General features: G+C 41.5%; 3 protein-coding genes. All 3 read left to right on the top strand.

The genetic code is table 11. From position 1 onward, the window contains the following. The first annotated feature begins 369 nt into the window (after window positions 1-369). Genes O9323_RS18640 through O9323_RS18630 form a run of 3 tightly spaced genes read left to right on the top strand, consistent with a single transcriptional unit; the run spans window position 370 to window position 1151 of the window. The gene (locus O9323_RS18640) at window positions 370-654 is read left to right on the top strand and encodes a type II toxin-antitoxin system HicB family antitoxin (protein WP_002734253.1); all 285 of its coding nucleotides are present in this window, start codon (window positions 370-372) and stop codon (window positions 652-654) included. Continuing rightward, the gene (locus tag O9323_RS18635; RefSeq protein ID WP_002734683.1) at window positions 651-836 is read left to right on the top strand and encodes a type II toxin-antitoxin system HicA family toxin; all 186 of its coding nucleotides are present in this window, start codon (window positions 651-653) and stop codon (window positions 834-836) included. Before O9323_RS18640 ends, O9323_RS18635 begins: the two co-directional genes overlap by 4 nt. A gap of 12 nt (window positions 837-848) precedes the next feature. Then, complete coding sequence (locus tag O9323_RS18630) at window positions 849-1151, top strand: tetratricopeptide repeat protein (RefSeq protein ID WP_288125563.1); 303 nt, start codon at window positions 849-851, stop codon at window positions 1149-1151. Window positions 1152-1324 lie beyond the last annotated feature (173 nt).

Genomic DNA, 1324 nt, shown 5'->3' with positions numbered 1-1324 from the left:
TCACCCAAGTATAGAGGATTAATCATGAAAGATACCGTACAGTTAACCCAACTTGAATTGGTGCTTCTCCAATTAGTTGAAAAAGGAAAAGGAAAATGGAGTTGGTACGAATTAGCTAACGCACTTTCCCGCCGAGATGTTACTAGCCGTAGCGTGTGGATCTGAGAAGGGAACAGGGGGTCTTTGGTCGATTCTCGTTTTTTCTTCTCTCGCGCAAAGACTCGTAACCTGTAAGATATAACAACTTCAGGCAATTTGTCAAGCTTAGTTTTGGAGATTTCTAGAACGAAAACATAGGCTTTTTCCCAATTTGTTCAGTTCTTAATCTATTAATCAAAAAATTCGGTGAAAGAAAGGAGTATAAATTGGATGCTTACCTACAAAGCAATGTATAAATTTCTGGAACAGGGAGTCCATGGAGAAGTCTTGGATTTCCCTGGCGTGATTTCCTGGGGAAATGATCTAGCAGCAGTACGCCGTTCCTTAGCCAGTGCGCTGGTGGACATGGCAGAAGTTAATATATCTAGGGGGGAATCCTTACCCTTGCCTAATGAGTTGTTAACAGACCCAGAAGCGGATTTAGAAGAACCAATTTATCTAATATTTTCTGCATCAACCCATGTCCAAATTGTACCGACTTTGATAGCCTCATGAAGCGTCGAGATTTGTTGCGTTATCTCAGTCAACAGGGTTGTCAATTGGTACGAGAAGGAAGTGAACATTCCATCTGGGAAAATCCACTCAATGGTCGGCGCACAGCCATCCCTCGACATAGAGAAATTGTAGAGTTTACTGCTGTGAGAATTTTTCGTCAGTTGGAGATACCAGAACCTTGATAACAAGGTGCGATCGCTGACTACAATCAAGCCACTAATATCAAACCCGACTATGCTGATGCCTACAACAATCGCGGGAGTGCCAAATATGAGTTAGGAGACAAGCAAGGTGCGATCGCTGACTACAATCAAGCCATTAAAATCAAACCCGACTATGCTGATGCCTACTTCTGGCGCGGGTCGGCCAAGTCTGACTTAGGAGACAAGCAAGGAGCGATCGCTGACTACAATCAAGCGGCACAACTTTACGCGCAACAGAACAAGATGGTTGATTACCAAGATGCCCTTAATCAGGTGAAAAATCTTGAAAAATGATTTTGGGGAAGGTTGTTCTCATAAAAAATAGCTGTTACTAAAATTAAAAAATCAAAATAAAGGACTGATGAATTAATCTATAATGCAAGAGACAGGAGCTATTAGCGGCAGGCTATTTAAACCATCTAAAGCGGGAGGTAAAATTCTTAAATTATCCTATCAAGAAATAAAAA

Source organism: Microcystis sp. LE19-131.1A (assembly GCF_027532015.1).
In the GTDB taxonomy this organism is placed as follows: Bacteria; Cyanobacteriota; Cyanobacteriia; order Cyanobacteriales; family Microcystaceae; genus Microcystis; species Microcystis ichthyoblabe_A.
Note: the sequence above shows the minus strand (reverse complement) of the source record. Positions and strands in the feature narration are given on the sequence as shown.

What these genes read in the sequence shown, in the direction of transcription:
- O9323_RS18640 (WP_002734253.1), top strand. Translation starts at nt 370, where the DNA reads ATGCTTACCTACAAAGCAATGTATAAATTTCTGGAACAGGGAGTCCAT.
- O9323_RS18635 (WP_002734683.1), top strand. Translation starts at nt 651, where the DNA reads ATGAAGCGTCGAGATTTGTTGCGTTATCTCAGTCAACAGGGTTGTCAA.